Annotated in this window: 14 protein-coding genes; 6 read left to right on the forward strand and 8 right to left on the reverse strand. The window is 63.6% G+C overall.

From position 1 onward, the window contains the following. Position 1: 1 nt before the first annotated feature. Both ACNQP3_RS16860 and ACNQP3_RS16865 read right to left on the reverse strand, forming a co-directional pair. On the reverse strand, positions 2-478 hold the full coding sequence (locus ACNQP3_RS16860) for a DUF934 domain-containing protein (RefSeq protein WP_012272894.1): 477 nt from the start codon (positions 476-478) through the stop codon (positions 2-4). Then, positions 468-2,477 carry a DUF2849 domain-containing protein gene (locus tag ACNQP3_RS16865; RefSeq protein ID WP_060494537.1) on the reverse strand — a complete coding sequence of 670 codons (2,010 nt, stop codon included), beginning with the start codon at positions 2,475-2,477 and terminating at the stop codon, positions 468-470. Before ACNQP3_RS16865 ends, ACNQP3_RS16860 begins: the two co-directional genes overlap by 11 nt. Before the next feature lie 264 nt (positions 2,478-2,741). On the opposite strand from ACNQP3_RS16865, the gene ACNQP3_RS16870 reads away from it, so the two are divergent. Continuing rightward, on the forward strand, positions 2,742-4,052 hold the full coding sequence (locus ACNQP3_RS16870; protein WP_231118559.1) for a PLP-dependent aminotransferase family protein: 1,311 nt from the start codon (positions 2,742-2,744) through the stop codon (positions 4,050-4,052). A 161-nt stretch (positions 4,053-4,213) separates the two neighbouring features. Then, the gene (locus ACNQP3_RS16875; protein ID WP_012272897.1) at positions 4,214-4,588 is read left to right on the forward strand and encodes a hypothetical protein; all 375 of its coding nucleotides are present in this window, start codon (positions 4,214-4,216) and stop codon (positions 4,586-4,588) included. A 63-nt stretch (positions 4,589-4,651) separates the two neighbouring features. On the opposite strand, the gene ACNQP3_RS16880 is transcribed toward ACNQP3_RS16875, so the two are convergent. Together ACNQP3_RS16880 and ACNQP3_RS16885 are read right to left on the reverse strand one after the other, a co-directional pair. Continuing rightward, positions 4,652-4,807 carry a DUF2986 domain-containing protein gene (locus ACNQP3_RS16880; RefSeq protein ID WP_082425748.1) on the reverse strand — a complete coding sequence of 52 codons (156 nt, stop codon included), beginning with the start codon at positions 4,805-4,807 and terminating at the stop codon, positions 4,652-4,654. 38 nt (positions 4,808-4,845) lie between these two features. Beyond that, positions 4,846-6,009 (reverse strand): PLP-dependent aminotransferase family protein, encoded by a 1,164-nt coding sequence (locus ACNQP3_RS16885; protein ID WP_069942383.1) that lies wholly within the window; start codon positions 6,007-6,009, stop codon positions 4,846-4,848. Positions 6,010-6,091: 82 nt separating this feature from the next. On the opposite strand from ACNQP3_RS16885, the gene ACNQP3_RS16890 reads away from it, so the two are divergent. Continuing rightward, positions 6,092-6,538, forward strand: coding sequence for a MarR family winged helix-turn-helix transcriptional regulator (locus ACNQP3_RS16890; RefSeq protein WP_012272900.1), 447 nt, complete (start codon positions 6,092-6,094; stop codon positions 6,536-6,538). Between the two features lie 54 nt (positions 6,539-6,592). Here ACNQP3_RS16890 and ACNQP3_RS16895 read toward each other — a convergent pair whose 3' ends face one another. The 3 genes from ACNQP3_RS16895 to ACNQP3_RS16905 all read right to left on the reverse strand — a co-directional run bounded on the left by ACNQP3_RS16895 (position 6,593) and on the right by ACNQP3_RS16905 (position 10,540). Further along, complete coding sequence (locus ACNQP3_RS16895) at positions 6,593-9,001, reverse strand: TonB-dependent siderophore receptor (protein WP_264316250.1); 2,409 nt, start codon at positions 8,999-9,001, stop codon at positions 6,593-6,595. Positions 9,002-9,104: 103 nt separating this feature from the next. Next, the gene (locus ACNQP3_RS16900) at positions 9,105-10,028 is read right to left on the reverse strand and encodes a FecR domain-containing protein (RefSeq protein ID WP_060514689.1); all 924 of its coding nucleotides are present in this window, start codon (positions 10,026-10,028) and stop codon (positions 9,105-9,107) included. Further along, on the reverse strand, positions 10,025-10,540 hold the full coding sequence (locus ACNQP3_RS16905; RefSeq protein WP_060514690.1) for a sigma-70 family RNA polymerase sigma factor: 516 nt from the start codon (positions 10,538-10,540) through the stop codon (positions 10,025-10,027). The genes ACNQP3_RS16900 and ACNQP3_RS16905 overlap by 4 nt, the downstream gene beginning before the upstream one ends. Before the next feature lie 192 nt (positions 10,541-10,732). Between ACNQP3_RS16905 and ACNQP3_RS16910 the strand changes: the two genes are divergently transcribed. From ACNQP3_RS16910 to ACNQP3_RS16920, 3 genes are all read left to right on the forward strand, one after another. Continuing rightward, on the forward strand, positions 10,733-12,511 hold the full coding sequence (locus tag ACNQP3_RS16910) for a phosphoethanolamine transferase CptA (protein ID WP_012272904.1): 1,779 nt from the start codon (positions 10,733-10,735) through the stop codon (positions 12,509-12,511). A 168-nt stretch (positions 12,512-12,679) separates the two neighbouring features. After that, positions 12,680-13,348: a TetR/AcrR family transcriptional regulator gene (locus tag ACNQP3_RS16915; protein WP_264316251.1), complete on the forward strand. Its 669-nt coding sequence runs from the start codon at positions 12,680-12,682 to the stop codon at positions 13,346-13,348. A 10-nt stretch (positions 13,349-13,358) separates the two neighbouring features. Further along, positions 13,359-14,864 (forward strand): MDR family MFS transporter, encoded by a 1,506-nt coding sequence (locus ACNQP3_RS16920; RefSeq protein ID WP_012272906.1) that lies wholly within the window; start codon positions 13,359-13,361, stop codon positions 14,862-14,864. Here ACNQP3_RS16920 and ACNQP3_RS16925 read toward each other — a convergent pair. Then, positions 14,747-16,039 carry an MFS transporter gene (locus ACNQP3_RS16925; RefSeq protein ID WP_264316252.1) on the reverse strand — a complete coding sequence of 431 codons (1,293 nt, stop codon included), beginning with the start codon at positions 16,037-16,039 and terminating at the stop codon, positions 14,747-14,749. The two genes, ACNQP3_RS16920 and ACNQP3_RS16925, sit on opposite strands and share 118 nt — an antisense overlap. Positions 16,040-16,124 lie beyond the last annotated feature (85 nt).

Genomic DNA, 16,124 nt, shown 5'->3' on the forward strand with positions numbered 1-16,124 from the left:
GCTATGCCTCGCTCCGTTGTGAAAGACGTTGCAGCAAAGTGCGTGGGCGGGCCTGCCGATGGCTGGCTGCGGCAGCGTGCCAGCGCTGCGCCGGCACGCTGGGCGAAACCAGTGCGCTGGTGAAACCGCACTGCAGCAGCATGGCGAACTGGTCCGGCAGCAATGGCCCGGCGGCGCGCAGGTCACCGGTAAAACCGTGCCGCTCGCGCAGTAGCCTGGCCAGGGTGAAACCACGGCCATCGCGTGACTTGGCGAACTCGATCACGATCAATGTCAGCTGGCCGAGCAGTGCCCGCACCTGCGCCGGGTCCTGGTCGGCGGCCAGCCACAGGCCCTCGGCTGGCTGGCCAAAACGCATGTGGTAGTCGTCCCACTGCTGCGGCTGCAGCACCGTACGCGCAGCAAAGGTCGGCAGCGCGTCGCTGCTCGGATAACGCCAGTTATCGGTCTGAACCTGGCCCTCATGGTCAACGAGCATCACGCAACACCTCCTTGAACGGCTCGATACCGACACGGCGGTAGGTGTCGAGGAAGCGCTCGTCGTCTTCACGCAATTGCAGGTAGATGGCAACGATCGCCTCGACGATGTCGGGCACCTCCTCGAAGGGCACCGAGCGGCCCAGGATGGTCCCGACCGCCGCGTCCTCTTCGGCGCTGCCGCCCAGGGTGATCTGGTAGTTTTCATGGCCGGCCTTGTCCAGGCCGAGGATGCCGATGTGCGCCACGTGGTGGTGGGCACAGGCATTGATGCAGCCGGAGACGTTGAGCTTGAGTTCGCCGATGTCCTGTTGCCGGGCCGCGTCGAAACGCTGCGCGATGCGCTGGGCAACCGGCACCGAGCGGGCGGTGGCGAGGCTGCAGTAGTCCATGCCTGGGCAGGCGATGGTGTCGGACAACAAGCCAATGTTGCTGGTTGCCAGCCCAGCCTGGCGCAAGGCCTGCCACACGCTGTACAGATCCACCAGGCGAATGTGCGGCAGCACCACGTTCTGCTCGTGGGAGACGCGAATCTCGTTCAGCGAGTAGGCCTCGGCCAGGTCGGCCAGGGCGAGCATTTCCTCGGCGCTGATGTCGCCGGGGATACCGCCGGGTGGTTTCAGCGAAATGACCGCGCTGATGTAGCCACGTTTCTTGTGCGGGTGAGTGTTGGTCCGTACCCAGCTGGCGAACGCGTTGTCGTCCGCCCGTGCGCGCAGAAAGCTGTCACACAGGCCGGGCAACGCCTCGAAGGCGGGCTGCACGAAGCGGGCATGAATGCCCTGAACGATGGCCGGCTCCAAGTACTGGTGGTCGGCCGGCAGGCTGGCGAATTCCTCCTCGATCATTTCGATGAAACGCCCAGGCTTGAGCTCACGCACCAGAATCTTGATACGTGCCTTGTACAGGTTGTCGCGCCGTCCCAGGGCGTTGTACACCCGCAAGATGGCCTCGACGTAACGCAGCAGTTCGCGCTCCGGCAACCATTCGCGCACGCGGGTGCCAACTATCGGGGTACGCCCAAGGCCACCGCCGGCATACACCTGGAAGCCGACTTCACCCTGCGCGTTGCGTTGCGCCAGGATGCCAATGTCATGGAAGCGCACGGCCGCGCGGTCCTTGGGGCTGCCGGTGATGGCGATCTTGAACTTGCGTGGCAGGTAGGTAAATTCCGGATGCTCGGTGGACCACTGCCGGAGGATCTCGGCATGTACCCGAGGGTCGAGCACTTCATCCTCGGCGGCGCCGGCAAAATGGTCGGTGGTGACGTTGCGGATGCAGTTGCCGCTGGTCTGGATGCAATGCAGGTCGGCATCGGCCAGCACCGACAGTATCTCCGGCGTATCGGCCAGGCGCGGCCAGTTGAACTGGATGTTCTGCCGGGTGGTGAGGTGGCCGTAGCCCTTGTCGTAGGTGTGCGCCACATAGGCCAGCTGGCGCAGTTGCAGCGCGCTCAAGGTGCCGTAGGGGATCGCCACACGCAGCATGTAGCCGTGCAGTTGCAGGTACAGGCCGTTCATCAGCCGGTAGACCTTGAACGCCTCTTCATCCAGCTCGCCACTCAGGCGACGGGCAACCTGCTGCTCGAACTGGCGGGCGCGGTCCTTGAGGAACTCACGCTCGAAGCGGTCGTAGCGATACACCCCTGCCTGCCCCGCCTCGACCGGCAACACCGGGCGCATGCGCGCAATGCTGCTTGGCGGTGTGCCCGCAGCCTGCTTGCCAAGGTCGCTGCGTACCGAAGGGCCACGGGCGCGCAACCGTTCACGCAGGCTTTTCGGCTCTGGCCGGCCATCGACCAGCCAGGCCTCACAAGGCGTCGGTGCCACGACCTGGTTGGCCAGCACGGCAGCCTCGGCAGCGAGGGTTGCCGATACCAGCGCCTGCGCATCGAAGGTGCCGGCTTGTTGCAGTGTCTCTACCCACTCATGCCCGGCATCAAGCCAGACCACAGCCCCATCGTCGAGGCGGTTGGCGCAGATCAGATGACAGTCATTCATCGAACATCTCCATGACTGGCAGCCCGGAAGCGCTTATCGTTGCAACCCTGCCGCGCCGTTCCGGTGCACATCAAATAAACCATACGCTTTCCATATTGTATGGATTTGTTAACAACTGTATGCCATGATATGCCTATGCGTATGGACTTACAACCGAGAGGAAGATCTATGCCTGTTGCCGGAGCGCCAGAAGAAGCGGCGCAAATGCGCTGGACAAAGCCTTTCAAGCCGAAGTCAGGCCCAAGATACATACAGATTGCAGATATGCTTGCAGAATCCATACAATCTGGAGTCTTGCAGGATGGCGAGCAAATTCCGCCGCAACGTGCACTGGCTGCGCACCTGGGCGTCGACCTGACCACGGTGACCCGCGCCTACGCCGAAGCGCGCGACCGTGGCCTGATTGCTTCCTACAGTGGCCGCGGGTCGTTCATCCTGGGTGCCCGACAAACAACCACCCTGGCAGGCATCGACCTGACCATGAACATCCCGCCGCAGCCGGCCAACGGCTCGATGGCTCAGTTGGTGAGCGCCGGGCTGGAACAGGCGCTGCAGCGCAACCGCATCGAAGCACTGTCGCTTTACCAGGACGAACCGGCCACCCGCTCGCTGCTGCAGGCCGCACAGGGCTGGCTGGAACCGGCACTGGGTGATCTGGACATGCGCGGCCTGGCGCTGTGCTCGGGGTCGCAGGCGGCCATCTTCGCCATCCTCAGCGCCCATGCCCGCGCGGGTGACGCCATTCTTTGCGACCCACTGACTTACCCCGGCCTGCTGTTGGCCGCCCGGCAACTGGGGCTGCGCATTGTCGAGGTAGCCAGTGACGCCGACGGCATGCGCCCCGACCACCTGGAACAGGCTTTTCAGCAAAGCGGTGCGCGCCTGCTGTACCTCAACCCCACCTTCCACAACCCTACCGCGCACACCATGCCCGTAGCCCGGCGCCAGGCGATTGCCGAGGTGTTGCTCAAGCGCGGCATCACGCTGATCGAGGACGACCCGTACCGCTATCTGCTCGACGACGCGCCGGCACCCATCGCGTGCCTGACCGGGGGGGCCAACACGTACTACCTGGCGTCGCTGTCCAAGTGCCTGTGGCCAAGCTTGCGCACCGCCTTCGTGCTGCCACCGCGTGGCGATGACGGGCAAGGGCTGCTCAACGGCCTGCGTGCATCGAGCATGGGCTGTTCCGCCCTGCTGCTGGCGCTGGTCGAGCAATGGATTCGCGATGGCACCGCCAAGGGGTTGGTACAGGAAATCCAGCGCGAAGCCCGCGCCCGCCAGCACCTGGCGCGCACGCTGCTGAGCCATGAGTTCCAGGCGCACCCCACCGGGCTGCACGTATGGCTGCCACTACCCGCGCACTGGCAACAGGAGCGGTTCACCCATGCGTTGGATGATGTGGGGGTGAGCGTGGCAGGGGCGGATTCGTTCAGCGTGGCACCGCAAGGACCGGAAGCTGTGCGCCTCTCGCTGGGTGGAGCGCCAGACCAAGCAGTGCTGGGACAGGCCTTGCGCAAGGTGGAGGGGTTGTTGAAGGAAGATCGCCGACGTGGCGGGCGGGCGTTTGTGTAAGTACCCGCTGCAGGAAAAGTCCTACAAGTTGTTGCTGCAGCGAACTTTTTCTCCATTGCCTGTCTATGTGGGAGGCACAGAAAGGTAGCGGGACGCGAAAAAGGTTCGCCGACCACCTGCTGGCCAGATGGCTCAATTGTTATCAGAGGTTGGCTTCGCTCATGAAAATGCATGTCGCAAGGTTGATGCTGCTCGGCCTGTTCTCGTTCGCGGCGGTGGGCACGGCATCGGCAACACAAATGAAAGCAGCCGAGGCCGTGGCCCCTGCTGTTCAATCGCCCCTGCAGCCAGCCGGCAACCCCTGGTCGAGGGTGGCCAATGCGGCCGTTCTACAGCCGGCCACGCTGCTGGCGCATGATGACGACCGCTGGCACGACCACCGAAGCGACTGGCGCCGCGAACAGTGGCGGCGTGAACAAGCCCGGCGGGATTGGGAGCGTCGGCGCGACTGGGAACGGCGCCGTGACTGGGAGCGCCGCCATGAGCGGGCCATGCACCAGCGTCATTACGACGAACACCGTTATTACCGCCGCTGAAACTGACGCCCCCCTGTAGGAGCGGCCCAATCGCGACACAAGGCCGCTCCTGCACCGTCTGCGTCAGTCAGCCGGTTTGGCGACGTCCCCGGCCGCCTCGGCCTCCATTTTCAATCGGTCAGCCTTGCAAATGTACTTGGGCTTGCGCGGCGCCAGTTTGGCATTGGCCTTTTTGGCATGCGCCTCCAATAGCTGCTTGATCTTCTTACGACGGTTCATAGTCCACGGGGCCTGTCAGTGCGGTTTTGCTGGCAACATCATACCCGTGCAGCCTGCGCATTGCGCAGCACTTGCGCCAAACGCCTGAGCCCTTCGTCCAACTGGTCCGGGGCAACGTGGCTGAAATTCAGGCGCAGATGGCCGTGATGCCGGTCCGGTTCAGGGAAAAATGGCTCACCCGGCATAAATGCCACGTCCACCGCCAATGCGTCTGCCAATAGGGTGCGGGTATCCAGTGGCTGTTTCAGGGTCAGCCAGAAGAACAGCCCGCCATCCGGCTTGTGCCAGTCGGCCAGGTCGGCAAAATGCGCTTCCAGCGCCAACTGGAACGCATCCCTGCGCGTGCGGTAGTAGTCGCGCAAGGTCTTCAGGTGCAGCTGCAGCTTGTCGCTGCCCAGCCACTGCAGCACCTGCCACTGCCCCACCCGGTTGGTGTGCAGGTCGGCAGCCTGCTTGAGCCGCAACAAATGCGGGAACAGGTCGGGGCTGGCGATCAGGTAGCCCACCCGCAGGCCGGGGAGCAAGGTCTTGGACACCGTACCGGTGTAAATCCAGCTGGCGTTACGCAAGCGGCTGACGATCGGCTGGGCGCTGCCACCATCGAAGCTCAGCTCGCGATAGGGTTCGTCCTCGACCAACGTCACCCCGAACTCATCCAGCAAGGCCGCCACCGCGTCGCGCTTGGCTTCGCTGTAGCGCAGGCCCGAGGGGTTCTGGAACGTCGGGATCAAGTAAATGAAGGCCGGGCGATGGCGCTGCAGGCACCCACGCAGTTGCGCCAGGTCCGGGCCATCGGCCTGCATCGGCAAGGCCAGGCAATCGGCGCCAAACAGCTGGAAGATCTGCAGCGCCGCCAGGTAGGTCGGCGCTTCGAGCATGATCTGCGTGCCTTGGTCGATGTACAGCTTGGCCGCAAGGTCCAGGGCCTGTTGCGAACCACTCACCACCAACACCTGGCTGGCCTGACAGTCAATCCCCAGTGCCCGTGCTTCGGCCGCCAGTGCTTCGCGCAGGGCCGGCTCGCCCTCGCTCATGCCGTACTGGCCCATGTTGACCGGCATGTCGGCCCAGTCGACCTTGGGCAACATCGCTTCGGCCGGCAAACCGCCAGCGAACGACATCACCCCAGGGCGCTGGGCAGCGGCGAGGATTTCACGGATCAGGGAACTCTTGAGGCGCGTGACACGTTCAGAGAAAGCCATGGGGATCACCGGTAGCAAGGCAGAAGGAAAATACGTCAAACTATTTGACCGAAATTACGCTGCCACCCGTGGATTAGTCAATATGATTGACCTTAAAAACCCTGCCTCCCAGCAACAGGCGATGGAGGCCTTTTTCTTCGGCTACCAGGCGTTCACCGCCAAGGCCGACGAAATGCTCGAACGCCGTGGCCTGGGCCGGGTGCATCAACGCATCGTGTTCTTCATCGCGCGCTATCCGAACCTGAGCGTGAAGGACTTGCTGGCCTTGCTTGGGGTCAGCAAGCAAGCGCTGAACATGCCAATGCGCCAGTTGACGGAAATGCGCCTGGTGGAGAGTGCGGCCTGCGAGGCCGACAAACGCAAGCGCTTGCTGGCCCTGACCGAGGAAGGCGCGCGCCTGGAGCAGATGCTGCGGCGCGAGCAGGTGAAGTTGCTGGAGCGGGTGTTCGCAGAAGCCGGGGAAGACGCTGTGAATGGCTGGCTGGCAGTGAACACGGCGCTGGGCAAAAGCCAGATGGCTACTGCCTGAACACGCCTGGCGGCACTTGCGCCGGCCAGGCGCTCAGCCCTGCCAGGCGCAGGCTCAGAAACTGTACTTGGTACTGAGCATCACATTGCGCGGCTCGCCATAGAACCCGGTGTAAAAGGTCGGGTCCAGCGCGCTGAGGTATTTCTTGTCGAACAGGTTGTTCACGTTAACGGTCGCCGTCAGGTGCTGGGTGACGTCATAACGCGCCATCAGGTTGAACACCGCGTATTGGCCCTGGGTCGCCTTGACCGTATGGCCAATCTGCCACGGCGCATCAGTCAGGCTCAGGCCGCTTTGCCAGTTCATGCCGCCACCCACGGTCAGGCGATCAAGCTCGCCCGGCAGGCGGTAGGTGGTCCACAGTTTGACCATGTTCGCCGGGGCGATGGTGTTGATACGCTCATGGTCCGCATCCTTGGTCAGGCTGTGGCTGTAACTTGCAGTGACGTTCCAGCCGGGCGTGATCTCGCCGAAGACTTCCAGGTCGATACCCCGCGTGGTGGCACCGGACACCGCCTTGTAAGCGCGCTCGCGATCGGTCCCTTCGACGAAGCCGCCACTGAGCACACCCAGGTTGTCCTGCTTGATCTGGTAAAGGGCAATGGCTGTATTGACACGCCCGTCCAGCAGCTCGCTTTTCAGGCCGATTTCATAGTTGTCGCCTTCGCGCGGCTCAAGCGTGGCGCCACTGCTGTCGCGTAGCGACTGTGGCTTGTAGATCTTGGTGTAGCTGGCATACACCGAATGCTGTGCATTCAGGTCGTAGACCACACCCGCGTAGGGCGTGACAAAACCGGATTCGCGGGTGGCCTGATGGTTGGTCGAACGGGTGTAGGGCGCGTTGTAGATGGCCTTTTTCTTGTAGCTGTAATCGCCGACACGGGCGCCCAAGATCAGTGACAGGTCGTCGGTCGGCTTGAAACGCGCCACCATGTACGCAGCATCCTGGCGGATGGTGGTGTCATCGTTCATCAGTTTGCCCACCGAGACCGGGCGGTCGGTGTTGTTGTCCCAGTCGTAGATATTGACCGGCTTCATTTCCAGGTCATCGTCGTCCGGGTTACTGTAGTCGTGAAACGCCGAGCCGCTCACACCGGCCAACAGCTCGTGCTGGCGCCCCAGCAACTGGAACGGCCCCTGAACGATGGCATCGATACCCAACTGACGTTGCGAGCCATAGCCGTCGCCGCCATACAGGTAAGCACCCTCCCCGGTTTGCTTGTTGGGGAAACCGCCACTGGCGGACGCCAGCGAGTAGTCACGGGTGCTGTACATGTTGTTTACCGACACCTTCAGCTTCCAGTCGTTGACCAGGTCTTGTTCCAGGGTGGCGAAGGTATTGAGGGTGTCCTGCTGGCGATAGCTCCAGCGCGAGGCCGCATTGGTCGAGCGCGAGAAATCGGTCTGCTCGCCGTCATCGTAGAACAGCGGGAAGCTGGCGAACGAAACCCCACGCGGGTCGTTTTTCTGGTAGTCGAAGCCTACCGTCAGCAGGATGCTGTCGCTGAGGTCCGCTTCGAGGATGCCGTAATAGGTCTGTTTTTCCTGCTGGTAATGGTCGATGTAGCTGTTGCCCTGCTGGTAAGCCACCACGGCACGGCCACGCAGGCGGGCGTCGGCGGTCAGTGGGCCGGATAGATCGACTTCGCTTCGATAGGTGTCCCAAGACCCCGCTCCGGCGCTGACAGCACCTTGGAAGTTTGCCGTCGGACGCTTGCGGATCAGGTTAACGCTGCCCGACGGGTCGCCGGCCCCGGTCATCAGCCCGGTGGCACCGCGAACGATTTCGACTCGGTCATAGATGGACGTGTCGATCATGCTCTGCGGGCTGGCACTGGTCTGCACGATCAGGGTGGTGGGGATACCGTCAAACTGGTAGTTGTCGATCGAATAGCCACGCGAGTAGATGTTCACCCGCTCGCTGTCGATGTTCTGCACGTTCAGGCCAGGGGTTTGCTTGAGCACGTCACTGAGGGTGTTCAGTTGCTGGTCTTCGATGCGCTGGCGCGTCATCACGCTGACGGTCTGCGGGGTTTCGCGCAGCGACAACGCCAGTTTGGTCGAACTGTTGCTGGAACCGGTGGTGTAGGAGCCGGTTCCTTCCGTGACAGCCCCCAGGCCCGCCGCGTCGATGTTGGTTGCACCAAGCTCCATGGCCCCACTGCTGTCGGCCCTGGCCAATACGTAGCGCTTCTCCCCGGCCTGCACGACGCGCAGGCCGCTACCTTGGAGCAGGCGGGCAAAGCCCTGCTCCAGCTCATAGTCACCTTGCAGGCCGGGCGAGCGCAGGCCGGCAGTGTCTTGCGAACTGAAGGTGATCATGACCCCGCTCGCGGCGGCGAACTGGCTGAGCGATGCCGCCAGGCTGCCAGCCGGAATGTCGTAGGCGATGGCCCAGGCGGGCGTGACCACCAACAACGAGCCGGTCAGGCTCAGGGCAAGAAGTGAGGGACGTACGAGCATGAAGGGGATCCTGAAAAGGTTGGCAATAACTGCGACTGATGCGCATGTGCAGGTAGAGCCGAAACAGGAAAGAAAAACTGTTACCCCTCCACGCGAAATATTTTCAGGCCGCCCTGCCCTCTACCCGCACCCAATAGCGCGTCAGGCGCCGCAGCCTTACCGGCAGGGAGTCCTCCAGGTTGGCCAGTACACCCTCGCTGTCATCCAGCAGGAATGTGCCCGACAGTCGCAACCCAGCGACCTCCGGTGCACAGCCCAGATAGCCGTGTCGATAACGGGAAAGCTCCGCCACGACGTCTTCCAGCCGCCAATCGACCACCACCAGCATGCCTTGCGTCCACGCCGAACCCTGCGCCACGGCCGGCAGCAACGGCCCCGCAGTGTCAGCGGTAAAACTCACTGCCTGGCCTGCCTCGGCGCGCAAGGTTTGACCAATGGCCAGCCGTGGCTGAACCTCGACAGCATGGGCCTCCACCGTGACCCGGGAAATGCCCGCCCCCTGGCGTACCGTAAAGCGCGTGCCCAAGGCCAGCACACGGCCTTCGGCTGTTAGTACGCTGAGCGGGCGCGTATCCTTGGCCGTCTCGACCAGGATTTCGCCTTGGTGCAACACGATCAGCCGCTGCGTGCCATCGAACTGCACATCGGCCCGCGAGTCGGTGTCCAGCACCAGCCGGCTGCCGTCGGCCAAGGTGAAGTGGCGGCGCTGCCCTACCCGCGTGCTGTAGTCCGCGCCCCAGGGCGAGACCTGATAGCCCCGCCAGCCGACGACCCCCACACCCAGCAGCATGGCCAGCATCTTAACGGCGGCGCGGCGCTGTTGCCGTGCCTGTTCGAGCGTTGTCCCCGCCAGGCCTGCCGGGGCCTGGCCCAAGCGTTGCTGCAGTTGCTCGATGCGCTGCCAGGCCTGGGCATGCTGCGGGTCCGCCGCCAGCCATGCCTGCCACTCGCGGCGTGTAGTGTCGCTGACCGCACTGTCATGCAACCGCACATACCAGTCCACTGCCTGGGCCAGGGTGCGCTTCATGCTTCTTCCAGCAGCAGGCAGTGCATCAGGCCTCTGGCCAGATGCTTGCGCACCGTGCTGACCGAAACCCCACAGCGATCGGCGGCTTTTTCGTAGCTGAGCCCATCGAGTTGCACGGCAAGGAAAATCTGCCGGGTACGCGCACCCAGGCCATCGAGCATGCGGTCGATGGCCAGCAGGCTGTCGAGGATCAGCGCGCGGGTCTCGGCCGAAGGCGCGTGCAGTTCCGGGCGCGCCATCAGTGCATCGAGGTAGGCCTGCTCCAGGCTGCGGCGCCGATACAGGTCGATGACCAGGCCACGGGCGATGGTCGCCAGGTACCTGCGGGGTTCCTGCAGGGTGCCGGATGAGCGTGCCAGAAGCACACGGACGAACGTGTCCTGGGCAAGGTCCGCTGCATCGGCGGAGTTGCTCAGCCGATGGCGCAACCAACCGCGCAGCCAGCTGTTGTGGTCACGGTAAAGGGCGTGAAGATGCGCGTGGGGTGCTGCGTCAGAGGCCGTTGTGGACATGCCTTCTCCCTGCCGGCAGTGATGCAAATAAGAATTTGTCTCGATTGTATTGATAAGCCTTCGCCTTGGGAAGCCAGCGCCCAAGCCATGTTCATCACCGTGTTGACGCTATTTTCACAGTCAACCGATTAGCGTCACGCCTTTTCCGGCCACAGGCACATCTGCTGGCCGCCAAGGTACGACGAGGCATACGTGTCACACACTACATCCCCCGCCGCGCACAAGCGCGTGGACTGGGCCGGCCTGGGCTGGCTTCTGCTGTTCTTCTGGTACTTCTCCGGCGTCACCCAGGCGTTGTTGCTGTTCAGTGGCACCACCGGCTTTGCCGGTTTTCGCGATGCGTTCTTCCTCAGCAGCCTGTGGCTGGCCCCGGTGCTGCTGCTGCCCCGCTTCACCCGCGCCACGGCGGCTGTCATCGGCCTGGTATTGTGGGCCGCATCGCTGGTGGGCCTGAGTTACTTCGGCATCTATCGTCAGGAGTTCTCGCAAAGCGTCATCTTCGTGATGTTCGAGTCCAACACCGCCGAGGCCGGCGAATACTTCAGCCAGTACTTCAGCGTGTGGCTGGGCCTGGCGCTGCTGCTGTACACGCTGGTTGCAGTACTGCTGTGGAAACGTGTACGCCCCGTCAGCTTGCCCCTGCGCAGCCGCCTGCCGGTGGTGGCCCTGTTGCTGGTGGCCAACCTGGTGTACCCGTTCTACAAGCAGATGGTCACCCAGGAACGCAACTTCGCCGATGCCGCTGAAAAAGTGCAGCAACGCATGGAGCCCGCAGTGCCTTGGCAACTGTTGGTCGGCTACCGTCAGTATCGCCAGCAACTGGACAACATGCAGGACTTGCTGGCCCAGAACGCCGCATTGCCCCCACTGCAAAACCTGCGTGACAGCAGCGGCACCGCGCCGCGCACCCTGGTGCTGGTACTGGGCGAGTCCACCACCCGCGAGCACATGCACCTGTACGGCTACAACCGCGACACCACGCCCAACCTCGACGCGCTGGCCGCCAGCGACAAGGGCCTGACGGTGTTCCGCGACGTGGTATCGCCACGCCCGTACACCATCGAAGTGATGCAGCAGATCCTCACCTTCGGCGACGAGCAGAACCCGGACCGCTTCCTCACCGACCCGTCGCTGATCAACCTGATGAAACAGGCAGGCTACAAGACCTTCTGGATCACCAACCAGCAGACCATGACCAAGCGCAACACCATGCTCACCACCTTCTCGCAGCAGACCGATGCGCCGGTATACCTGAACAACCAGCGCAACCAGAATGCCAGCCAGTACGATGATGTGGTGCTGGCGCCGTTCGAGAAGGCCTTGCAAGACCCTGCGCCGAACAAGTTCATCATCGTGCACCTGCTGGGCACGCACATGGACTATCGCTTCCGCTATCCCGACGACTATGCCCACTTTACCGACAACACAGGTGTACCCGGCCAGCTGACCGCGGACCAGGTAAAAACCTACAACTTCTACGACAACGCGGTGCGCTACAACGACTATGTGGTGTCGAGCCTGATTAAACGCTACTCGGCCGGCAACCCCAATGGCTTCCTGGTGTACCTGTCCGACCACGGTGAAGATGTGTACAGCTCCGGTGACCACGACCGCCTGGGGCGCAACGAAGGCGCGCCGACCCGGCCGATGTACACCATCCCGTTCCTGCTATGGACCTCGCCCAGCTGGCAGGCCGAGCACCCACGCGACTTGCAGGCGATGGCCAGCCGCCCTTACAGCAGCTCGCACCTGATCCATACCCTGTCCGACCTGGCCGGGCTGAGCTATGACCGCTATGAGCCGGCCAAGAGCCTGGTGAGCCCGCAGTTCGTGGCAGCACCGCGCTGGATCGGTGACCCGTACCGCAAGGATGGCTTGCGCGAATTCGACCACCTGCCGATGGACAAGGCTGCAGGCTTGCAGCAGGCGGCCAGTAATGGCGAAGAGCAGAACGGCAAGCGCTTGAACTGATGTTTTTTGGTTGAGATCGTTGGGGGCGCTTTGCGCCCCTTGCGTCACAATGGGCCGCAAAGCAACCCCAGGGCCTTAAGCCTTACATCACATAAATTAAATTTAAATTGATTTTAAATTACGTGTGCGCGACGCTCTGCTCATTCCCTTGGCCCGCAGAGCAGCCCCATGTCCACAGCTCCCCGCGAAACCCGCAAGGACGGCGCCGTCACCCGCACCCGCATCCTTGAAGCCGCTGGCGAACTGTTCGCCGCGCTTGGCTATGCCGAAACCAGCAACAAGGCCGTTGCCGCCAAGGCCGAGGTCGACTTGGCCTCGATCAACTACCACTTTGGCAGCCGCAACGGCCTGTACCTGGCCGTGCTCGACGAAGCACGCCAGCGTTTCCTCGACCTCAGCGACCTGCAGCGCATCACCCAAGGCAACCAACCACCCGCGGACAAGCTGCGCGTGCTGGTAGAGCTGGTGGTGCACAAAGCCACTTCAGCCCGGGACAACTGGCACCTGCGGGTACTGGCCGCGGAAATCCTCGCCCCCAGCCCCCATGGCCAGGCGCACCTGCAGGCGGCAGCGCCGTTGCGGCTGTCGCTGCTCAAGGCTCTGTTCAGCGAAATCAGCGGTATCCCTGCAAGCGACCCCGCCCTGACCCGCTGCATCCTCTGCGTCACGGCGCCCTGGGCAATGTTGTTGATCGGCCCGCGCGGTGGCTCTGGCGCGCTGCACGAGATTCTGCAAATGCCGGCCGACGCCGTTGCAGCGCAGTTGTACCGCTTTGCCCTGGCAGGCCTGCTGGATGCCGGCCAACAGCATGCCCAGGCCCACGCCACACACCGTTGAGGTCAGCCCCGTGCAACCGATATCCACCGATACCTCCCCCGCCGCAACGGACGCGCAAACCTCCATCCCACTGCTGCTGGCAGCCCTGATGCTGGTGATGTTCCTGGCCGCACTCGACCAGACCATCGTATCGACCGCGCTGCCCACCATCGTCAGCGACCTGGGTGGGTTGCGCTGGCTGTCCTGGGTGGTCACCGCTTACCTGCTGGCCTCCACGGTGGTGGTGCCACTGTATGGCAAGTTCGGCGACCAGTTCGGCCGCAAGCGTGTGCTTCAGGTCGCCATCGTGGTGTTCCTGCTGGGTTCGGCGTTGTGTGGCGCAGCGCAGACCATGGCCCAGCTGATTGCCTTTCGTACCCTGCAGGGATTGGGCGGTGGTGGCCTGATGGTGGTGGCGATGGCCGCGATCGGCGATGTCATCCCGCCCGCCGAACGTGGCCGCTACCAAGGCCTGTTCGGTGGCGTGTTCGGCCTCGCCACTGTGGTCGGGCCACTGATCGGCGGTTTCCTGGTCGAGCACCTGTCCTGGCATTGGATTTTCTACATCAACCTGCCGCTGGGCCTGTTGGCGCTGTTGGTGATCGGCAGCGTGTTTCGCCCGCATGTGGCCCTGGTGCGGCATGAGGTGGACTACATCGGTGCATTTTTCCTCACCGTGGCACTGGGTGCCCTGGTGCTCATCACCAGCCTGGGCGGCAGCCTGCTGGCGTGGCAGTCACTGGACATGCTGTGCCTGTCGCTGTTCGCCCTGATCGGCCTGGTCGGTTTCGTCCTCGAGCAACGCCGCGCCGCAGAGCCGATCATGCCGCTGCACCTGTTCCGCCACCGCACCTTCGTGCTTGCCGGGCTGATCGGTTTTATCGTCGGGGTATCGCTGTTCGGCGCGGTTACCTTCCTGCCGTTGTACATGCAGGTGGTGAAAGACGCCACGCCGACCAGTGCCGGGCTGCAGATGCTGCCGTTGATGGGTGGCCTGCTGGTGGTGTCGGCGATTACCGGGCGACTGATCAGCCGCTGGGGCCGCTACCGGGTTTTCCCGATCCTTGGCACCCTGCTGCAAGTGGTTGCCCTGGGCCTGCTGAGCCGGCTTGAGCTGGACACGCCCATGGCGCTGATGAACCTGTACATGGGCCTTTTGGGCGCCGGCCTGGGCATGGTCATGCAGGTGTTGATCCTGGCGGTGCAGAACAGCGTCGAGCCGCGCCATATGGGCGTGGCCACCTCCGGGGCGACCTTGTTCCGCTCGATTGGCGGCGCCATCGGCGTTTCGCTGTTCGGCGCGTTGTTCTCGCATGCCCTGCTAGGCGGCCTGGCCAGCGATTTCGCCGCCAGCGCCGGTGGCCCGGCGAGCCTTTCACCAGCCGCCGTGCACGCCCTGCCCGCCGCCCTGCAACACAGTTACCTGCTGGCGTTTTCCGGGGCGATGCATGGCGTGTTCATGCTGGCTGGGGGGATCACCAGCGTGGCCTTCGCACTGTCCTGGTTGCTGCGCGAGGTGCCGCTGCGGCGAGCCTGAGCAAAGCGCCGATAGCCCCACAGGGCAACCAGCAACACCAACGCCCCGGCCGCCAACGCCACCTGGAAACCGGCGCTGGCGCCCAACCCGTCGACCACCTGCCCTGACGCCACAGCGCCCAATGCCACGCCAACATTCAAGCCGGCCAGCAGCCAGGTCATGCCTTCGGTCAGTTGGCTGGCGGGCACCAGACGCTCCACCAGGGCCATGGCCACGATCAGGGTTGGTGCGAAAAACAGCCCGGCCAGCAACACGGCAGCAGCCAACCCGAACAGGTTGCCTGCCAACAGTAGCGGCACGGTACTGGCCGCCGTCGCCAGGCCGCCGAGCAACAACAGCCTGTGCAAAGGCGCCGCCAGATTCACGGCACCGAACAGCAGGCCCGCCGCGCACGAGCCAATGGCATAGCACGACAGCACGACACTGGCTGCCGCCGGCATGCCGGCCTGTTCAGCGAATGCCACGCTGACGATATCGACGCTGCCCACGATCACGCCCATGGCCACCATCAACAGGACCAGCAGGCGCACGTCCGCCTGAGCGATCACCGCAACCCGCTGGTGGCCGGTCGAGTCATCAGCCTGCAGCGGGGGTTCGCTGCCCGTTTGCACGACCAAGGCGAATACCCCGATGGCCAGCAACAGCGCGGCGGCCAATGGCCCGGCCTGGGGCAGCAAGGCCACGCTGAGCCCGACCGACAGGGGCGGGCCGGCGATGAACGTGACCTCATCGAGCACCGTTTCCAGCGAAAAGGCACTCTGCAGCTGTGGCGTATCGCGGTACAGCGCCGTCCAGCGCGCCCGTACCATTGCCGACAGGCTGGGCATGCAGCCGGCCAGCGCTGCAGCGGGGAACAGGCACCAGGCCGGCGCCTGCCAGGTGACGCACGCCAGCAGCAACAACAAACCGGCCACGCTCAGCGCGGTGGCGGCCGGCAACACGCGGCGCTGGCCATGGCGATCGACCAGACGGGAAACCTGTGGCGACAGCAGTGCGTAGGTCAGCACGAACGTGGCCGCCACCGCTCCGGCCAGGGCGTAGCTGCCGTGCAGTTGCGCGAGCATGGTGATGATACCGATGCCGGTCATGGGCAACGGCAGGCGGGCCAACAGACCAGCCAGGGTAAAGCCAAGGGTGCCGCGTGACTGGAACAGCGCGCGGTAGGTCGTGAACATGGGTCGACTCTCCTTATCGAACGAAAGCACACTTACATTCATTGCGTATGATTAAAACCCTATTATCATACGCACTGAATGTAAA

The organism is Pseudomonas sp. LFS074 (assembly GCF_047978165.1).
GTDB lineage: Bacteria > Pseudomonadota > Gammaproteobacteria > Pseudomonadales > Pseudomonadaceae > Aquipseudomonas > Aquipseudomonas putida_P.

Coding starts and splice junctions, on each gene's coding strand:
- ACNQP3_RS16860 (WP_012272894.1), bottom strand. CDS start 478: ATGCTCGTTGACCATGAGGGCCAGGTTCAGACCGATAACTGGCGTTAT.
- ACNQP3_RS16865 (WP_060494537.1), bottom strand. CDS start 2,477: ATGAATGACTGTCATCTGATCTGCGCCAACCGCCTCGACGATGGGGCT.
- ACNQP3_RS16870 (WP_231118559.1), top strand. CDS start 2,742: ATGCTTGCAGAATCCATACAATCTGGAGTCTTGCAGGATGGCGAGCAA.
- ACNQP3_RS16875 (WP_012272897.1), top strand. CDS start 4,214: ATGAAAATGCATGTCGCAAGGTTGATGCTGCTCGGCCTGTTCTCGTTC.
- ACNQP3_RS16880 (WP_082425748.1), bottom strand. CDS start 4,807: ATGAACCGTCGTAAGAAGATCAAGCAGCTATTGGAGGCGCATGCCAAA.
- ACNQP3_RS16885 (WP_069942383.1), bottom strand. CDS start 6,009: ATGGCTTTCTCTGAACGTGTCACGCGCCTCAAGAGTTCCCTGATCCGT.
- ACNQP3_RS16890 (WP_012272900.1), top strand. CDS start 6,092: ATGATTGACCTTAAAAACCCTGCCTCCCAGCAACAGGCGATGGAGGCC.
- ACNQP3_RS16895 (WP_264316250.1), bottom strand. CDS start 9,001: ATGCTCGTACGTCCCTCACTTCTTGCCCTGAGCCTGACCGGCTCGTTG.
- ACNQP3_RS16900 (WP_060514689.1), bottom strand. CDS start 10,028: ATGAAGCGCACCCTGGCCCAGGCAGTGGACTGGTATGTGCGGTTGCAT.
- ACNQP3_RS16905 (WP_060514690.1), bottom strand. CDS start 10,540: ATGTCCACAACGGCCTCTGACGCAGCACCCCACGCGCATCTTCACGCC.
- ACNQP3_RS16915 (WP_264316251.1), top strand. CDS start 12,680: ATGTCCACAGCTCCCCGCGAAACCCGCAAGGACGGCGCCGTCACCCGC.
- ACNQP3_RS16925 (WP_264316252.1), bottom strand. CDS start 16,039: ATGTTCACGACCTACCGCGCGCTGTTCCAGTCACGCGGCACCCTTGGC.